Below are 6,244 nucleotides of genomic sequence, written 5' to 3'. Positions count from 1 at the left end.
GCCAGGTACCCCCGTCGCCCGGTGGCTGTAATCGACTCGACACAACCGAGCATCTGTTGCGGCACGCCATTGGGCACGAGCGCTTGCGGCAACTCTGCTGTCTGCTCCAGTGAGATGTCTCTTGCCTTGGCTTCCGCTGATTCGCCGGGCGACAGGGTAAGGCGGTAGTCGACTTCGAATCGCTTGGTCATCTGATGCATATTCGTTATAGAAAGCCAACGGGCCGGACGCGCTCGCCGCCGCCATGCGGCTGATTGCGGATCGGGCGATGCGCGTGTGAGCCGTTCGAGCGGTTCCCGGGCGCCGCGGGCCAGCCGGGCCCGGCCCGTGCTCTTCGAGGTGACGTCGTCTCCGGGTATTGCGGTTAGGTCGCCGGGCGCCGTTGGTGTAGGCTTTTATTGGCTGCCGAAATCGGCGCCGTGATTCGTGGTCGGATCGCCGTTTCCAGGCGCCGTGCGTGCGTGCAAGTCCGAGGTGAGAATCGTATGTCCGATGCCAATCGCGAATCCGTCCGAGTTGACCGGTGGCTCTGGGCAGCGCGGTTTTTCAAGACGCGCCGGCTAGCCGCTGATGCCATCAAAGGCGGCAAAGTCAGCGTGAACGGTGTGCGGGCGAAACCGGCGAAAGAGCTGCGTCCCGGTTGCGAGGTGCGTATATCCAAGGGCTCGTATGAATTCGTAGTGACTGTTCAGGCGCTTGCCGAGCAGCGCGGCCCCGCCGTAGAGGCTCAGAAGCTCTATCGCGAACTCGAGTCGAGCATCGCGCGCCGCGAGCGCGTGAGAGAACAGCAACGCGTTGCCGCGGCGGCAATGCCGCAACTGGATCATCGCCCGGATAAGCGCGATCGCCGACGCCTGGCGGAGTTCAAGCGCAAGCAGGGCAGCTGAGACATGGTTCGGAGGTCGCCGGCCGAGCGAGGGATACGCGGCGGTAAGCTTGCATGACCCTCGGCCACACAGTGCAACCCTCGCTTGCCGGCGAGGGTTGCCTGCTTTTGGTGTAGCGTCGGTGAATGAAAAACCAGCGCGTCAGTCGAACGAGCGCTGCAACTCGGCCAGCATCGACTGATAGACCGCGTCGCCGGGTTCCGCGACCGCTCCTGTGCTGGGTTCCCAACTCGTCGCCCAAACCACGAGCGTGGTGTTGTCTTCGGTGATCGGTACGGCCCGGATTTCACCGATGAATTCCTGGACGTTGTCCTTCGAGGCGGAGTCGGTACCGACATCGATACGGTAGCGCATGACCCTCGCCTGGTCGTCCAGGCCGATCAACGTCTCGTAGAAGGTCCCGTTAATGATGCGCTTGGCGCCGATCTGGTTGCCAGCGTACGCGCCCGTCGGTTCACACTCGACCTCGTCTGCCGCCCAGGACATGTCGTGGAAATTCCGTAGCGCGCCCCAGACCCTGTTTACCGGGGCATCGACGACAACTGAATTGAAGCAGCCCATGTCTCGCTCCTTCTGTTCCTGCAATCAACAAATATCTAAAATAGCCATGCGCTACACTGGCAGCTCGGACGGCTGAATCTAAGCTGAAAGTAGTGTAGTTGACCCATGGGATGAAGTCCACAACGGCGCGATGCGCACGCGCGGCTTTGGTCCGGCGAGGACGCGTGGGGCTAAAAATCCGCCGGCGGTCGGGTGGAAACGGCATCCGGCGGCGGGCGTTGCGTGCCGTTCATTCCCCGTGCAGCCCGAAAAACGGCGAGGAGACTCCCGGTAACGGAGCCTTCCCCTGCTTGGGCAACCGCCTGCGGTGTGCCTTGCGCCACTACCTTGCCGCCGCCTTGGCCGCCCTCGGGACCCAGGTCGATGAGCCAATCGACCTCGGCCAGCACGTCCAGATTGTGCTCGATGACGACCACGGTATTGCCCGCGGCCACCAAACGGTGCAATACGTGAATGAGTTTTTCCACATCGGCCATGTGCAGGCCCACCGTGGGCTCATCCAGGAGATAGAACGTATGCGGCGGCCGGCGCCGGCTGTTGTCGGGACGGGCCTTGGCGAGTTCGGTGACGAGCTTGAGGCGTTGCGCCTCGCCGCCGGAGAGCGTCGGGCTCGGCTGGCCCAGGGTCAAATAGCCTAGGCCCGTATCCTCGAGCAAGCGCAGGGTGTGCTGGATTCTGGGATGAACACGGAAGTATTCGGCGGCCTCGGTGACGCTCATGCCAAGAACATCGCCGATGGATTTGCCGCGATAGCGCACGGCCAACGTCTCCGGCGTGAAGCGCAGCCCGTCGCACACCTCGCAGCGTAACGTGACGTCCGGAAGGAAGCTCATCGCAATACGTTGCAGACCCTGGCCCTCGCAGGCCGGGCATCGTCCGTCCTTGGTGTTGAAGGAGAAGCGCCCTGGGCCGTGGCCGCGGATGCGCGCCTCTTCGGTCTGCGCGAACAGCCGGCGAACCTCGTCCCAGAAGCCGACATAGGTGGCCGGGCAGGAGCGTGGCGTCTTGCCAATGGGGCTCTGATCGACCTTTAGCACGCGCTTGAGCGGCTGCCAGCCGACAATGTCCTCGCAGCCGCGCAAGGGCGGGCGAGAAGGGCTGCGCTTAGCGCTCACCAGCCGTCGTAGGTTGGCATGCAGGACATTGCCGACCAGCGTGCTTTTGCCCGAGCCGGAGACGCCGCTGATACCTACCAGCCGTCCCAAAGGCAGGCGCACGTCGATACCCTTGAGGTTGTGCCGGTTGACGCCAAAGAGCTCGATGACCCGGTCGGCGCTCGGGCGGTGGCGGGGCTCGGGGAGCAGGGGATGGCGCAGGGGCTCGGCGAGCATGCGCCCGGTGATGGAGTCCGGATGCTGCGCCAATTCGCTCCACGAGCCGCTCGCCACCACATGTCCGCCGTGGATGCCCGCCCCCGGTCCGAGGTCGATCACATGCTCGGCGCGGCGGATGGTCTCTTCATCGTGTTCGACGATGACGATGGTGTTGCCCTTGTCCCTGAGCCGCTGGAGGCTGTCGAGCAGCATGCGATTATCCCGCGGATGCAACCCGATGGTGGGCTCGTCGAGGATATAGCAGACACCGTGGAGATTGGAGCCGAGCTGGGCGGCGAGGCGGATCCGTTGCGCCTCCCCGCCGGACAACGTCGGTGCGGCGCGGTCCAAAGTGAGATAACCCAGTCCCACCTCACGCAGGAAGGTAAGGCGATGGCGCAGCTCGGGAAGCAGGTCGCGGGCGATTTCGCTTGCCCGGGCGTCCAGCTCGAGACGCTCGAAGGTATCCGCGGCGGCGTCCACGGACAATGCGGTGTAGGCGGCGATGTTTCGACCCTGAAACCGCATGGCGAGGGCTTCCGGTCGTAAGCGACGGCCCTGGCAGTCCGGGCAGGTCCGCGGTTCGGTCTCGGCGTCCTCGACCAGCCACTCGGCTTCCTCGCCCGTTTGCAAGGCATCGAACCCGGGCAGCACGACGCCGAGACCATAACAGCCGGGACACCAGCCGTGCTTGGAATTGAACGAGAGATGCCGCGGGTCGGGCTCCGCAAAGCTGCGGCTACAGCTCGGACAGGCGCGCTGAACGGAGAACAATGCCTCGCCGGAGTGGCCGAGGTCGACTTTGACACGGCCCTTGCCGAAGCCGATCGCCCGCTGCAGCTGCTCGCGCAGCCGGGCTTCGTTCTCCGGCGCAAGCGTGAGCTCGGCGACGGGCAGATCGATATCGTGCTCACGGTAGCGGTCCAAGCGCGGCCAGTCAGCCGTGGACAGCATCGCGCGATCCACGCGCAGCTGCTCGAACCCCTTGCCCGCGGCCCACTTCGCCAAATCCGTGTAATAGCCTTTGCGGGCGACCACCAGCGGTGCGAGCAGGCACGCCGCTCGACAGCGATGCTCGCGCAGCAGCCGCGCGCTGATGGCATCCACGCTTTGCGCTTCGATCGGCAGCTCGCAGTCCGGGCAGTACTGTATCGCCAGCTTGACGAAGAGCAGGCGCAGCAGGTGATAGATCTCGGTTTGGGTGGCGACGGTGCTGCGGCGCCCGCCGCGGCTGGTACGTTGTTCGATTGCGACCGTGGGCGGGATGCCGAAGACGGCGTCCACCTCCGGTCGGGCGGCGGGCTGGACGAACTGCCGCGCGTAGGCGTTGAGAGATTCGAGGTAACGGCGCTGGCCTTCCGTATACAAAATGTCGAAAGCCAGCGTGCTTTTACCGGAGCCGGAGATGCCGGTGATCACCGTGAGCCGCTCGCGCGGTATCCTGGCGTCGATATTCTTCAGATTGTGCTCGCGGGCGTGATGGACATGGATTTCAGCCTCGCATTCGGCAACGGGCGGGGACGCGCCGGGCGCGCTGCTCTCAGCGCTCGTCGGGGACGCGATGGGCGCAAGCGCCTTGGCATGAGCCGCGAGCGCGCGAGCGGTATGACTCGCCGTGACGGCCATGACTTGCGCCGGGGTGCCGGTGCAGACGAGTTCGCCGCCCCGGTCGCCGCCTTCCGGTCCCAGATCGATGATCCAGTCGGCCGCCGCGATGACATCGAGGTTGTGCTCGATGACGAGCAGGGAATGCCCGGCCTGCAGCAGGCGCTCGAAGGCCTGCAGCAGTGTGGCGATATCCTCGAAGTGCAAGCCCGTGGTCGGCTCATCGAAGAGGAACAGCAGCCGGCGGTTTCGAGCTTGGCGCCGCGAGGCGCCCGTGAGATGGCCGGCCAGTTTGAGGCGCTGCGCCTCGCCGCCGGAGAGCGTCGGGACCGGTTGGCCGAGGCGGAGGTAGCCCAGACCGACGGCCTCCAGAGGCGACAGCGCGGCGGTGATCTCCGGATAGTCGGCGAAAAAGGCGACCGCCTGCGTGACGGTCATTGCCAACACGTCGGCTACGGATTTCGCCGCCACCGGCGAGCCGGCCGCCGGAGCAAGCCTGACCTCCAGCACCTCGTCGCGATATCGGCGGCCGTCGCAATCCGGGCAGCGCAAATAGACGTCGCTGAGGAACTGCATCTCCACGTGCTCGTAGCCGTTGCCGCCACAACCCGGGCAGCGCCCGATCCCGCTGTTGAAGCTGAAAGTTCCGGGTCGATAGCCGCGCTCCCGCGCCAGGGGTTCGGCGGCGAACGCCTTGCGTATGGCGGCGAAGGCGCCCACGTAGCTGGCGGGGTTGGAGCGCGTTGTTTTGCCGATGGGCGCTTGATCCACCAGGATCACATCGTCGATGTGCTCGGCACCGCGGAGCGCCGTGAAACTTCCGGGCCGGGCCGTTCCCCGGCCGTGTCGTTGGCAAAGGGCCCTGTACAGCACCTCTTCCATCAGCGTGGACTTGCCCGATCCGGAGACTCCCGTGAGCACCGTGAGGCGCTGCAGCGGCACACGCACGTCGAGGTTCTTGAGGTTGTTTTCGGCCGCGCCGCGGATTTCCAGCCAAAGCTCGGCGGCGCCGCGGCCTCGCGCTGTCTCGGGTGAGCCGACGGTGCGTCGCCCGAGCAGGTAGTCGGCCGTGAGCGAGCCGCGTGCGCCCGTCAGCTCCGCCGGTGGGCCGAAGAAAACGACCTCGCCGCCGGCCTCGCCGGGTCCGGGGCCGATATCGAGAATCCGGTCGGCCGCGCGCATGATCTGCGGATCGTGCTCGACGACCAGCAGCGAGTTGCCGGCATCGCGCAGCCGTTGCATAACCGCGACGATGCGCTGTATGTCCCGCGGATGCAGGCCGATGCTGGGCTCGTCGAGCACGAACAGCGTGTTGACGAGCGATGTGCCGAGCGCCGTCGTGAGATTGATTCGCTGGACCTCGCCGCCTGAGAGGGTGCGCGATTGGCGGTCGAGGGTGAGATAGCCCAACCCCACCTCGGTGAGGTATTGCAACCGCGTGCCAATCCCCTCCACCAGCAGCTGCGTCGCCTCGTCCATCGGGGGCGGCAGCTCGATGTCTTGAAAAAGCCGCGCCGCGCTCGCGATCGGCAGCCGCATGACATCGTGGATGTTGAGCCCCGGCAAACGGGTGAGGCGCTGCGGCGCGAGGGAGGCGCCCGGCGGGTGGAAGCGGGCCTCAGGGTCGAGCACCGCGTCGGCGTCGCCGCGACTGCCCAGACGCCAGAGCAGTGCCTGCGGCTTGAGCCGAGCCCCCCGGCAGACGGGGCAGAGATCGTAGCTGCGATACTTCGATAGCAGCACCCGGACATGCATTTTGTAACTCTTCGACTCCAACCACGCAAAGTACCCCTTGACGCCGTACCAGGAACTCGCGCCGTCGTTCTCGCCCTCGAGCACCCACCGCCGATCGGGCTCCGGCAGATCGCGCCAGGGGAT

3 protein-coding genes and 1 pseudogene are annotated in these 6,244 nt (G+C 65.8%); 1 reads left to right on the top strand and 3 read right to left on the bottom strand.

The features are described from left to right. Positions 1-191: pseudogene (locus AC52Q4_RS16245) on the bottom strand (RuBisCO large subunit C-terminal-like domain-containing protein); the annotation flags it as partial. A gap of 294 nt (positions 192-485) precedes the next feature. Here AC52Q4_RS16245 and AC52Q4_RS16240 point away from each other — a divergent pair. Next, positions 486-887 carry an RNA-binding S4 domain-containing protein gene (locus AC52Q4_RS16240; RefSeq protein WP_495537844.1) on the top strand — a complete coding sequence of 134 codons (402 nt, stop codon included), beginning with the start codon at positions 486-488 and terminating at the stop codon, positions 885-887. Positions 888-1,028: 141 nt separating this feature from the next. On the opposite strand, the gene AC52Q4_RS16235 is transcribed toward AC52Q4_RS16240, so the two are convergent. Both AC52Q4_RS16235 and AC52Q4_RS16230 read right to left on the bottom strand, forming a co-directional pair. Next, on the bottom strand, positions 1,029-1,448 hold the full coding sequence (locus AC52Q4_RS16235) for an SRPBCC family protein (RefSeq protein WP_495537843.1): 420 nt from the start codon (positions 1,446-1,448) through the stop codon (positions 1,029-1,031). A gap of 170 nt (positions 1,449-1,618) precedes the next feature. Then, a partial coding sequence (locus tag AC52Q4_RS16230) for an excinuclease ABC subunit UvrA (protein ID WP_495537842.1) occupies positions 1,619-6,244 on the bottom strand: 4,626 nt, incomplete at its 5' end.

Source organism: Nitrococcus sp. (genome assembly GCF_059432795.1).
The sequence above is the reverse complement of the archived record's forward strand: the minus strand, read 5'-3'. Positions and strand labels throughout refer to the sequence as shown.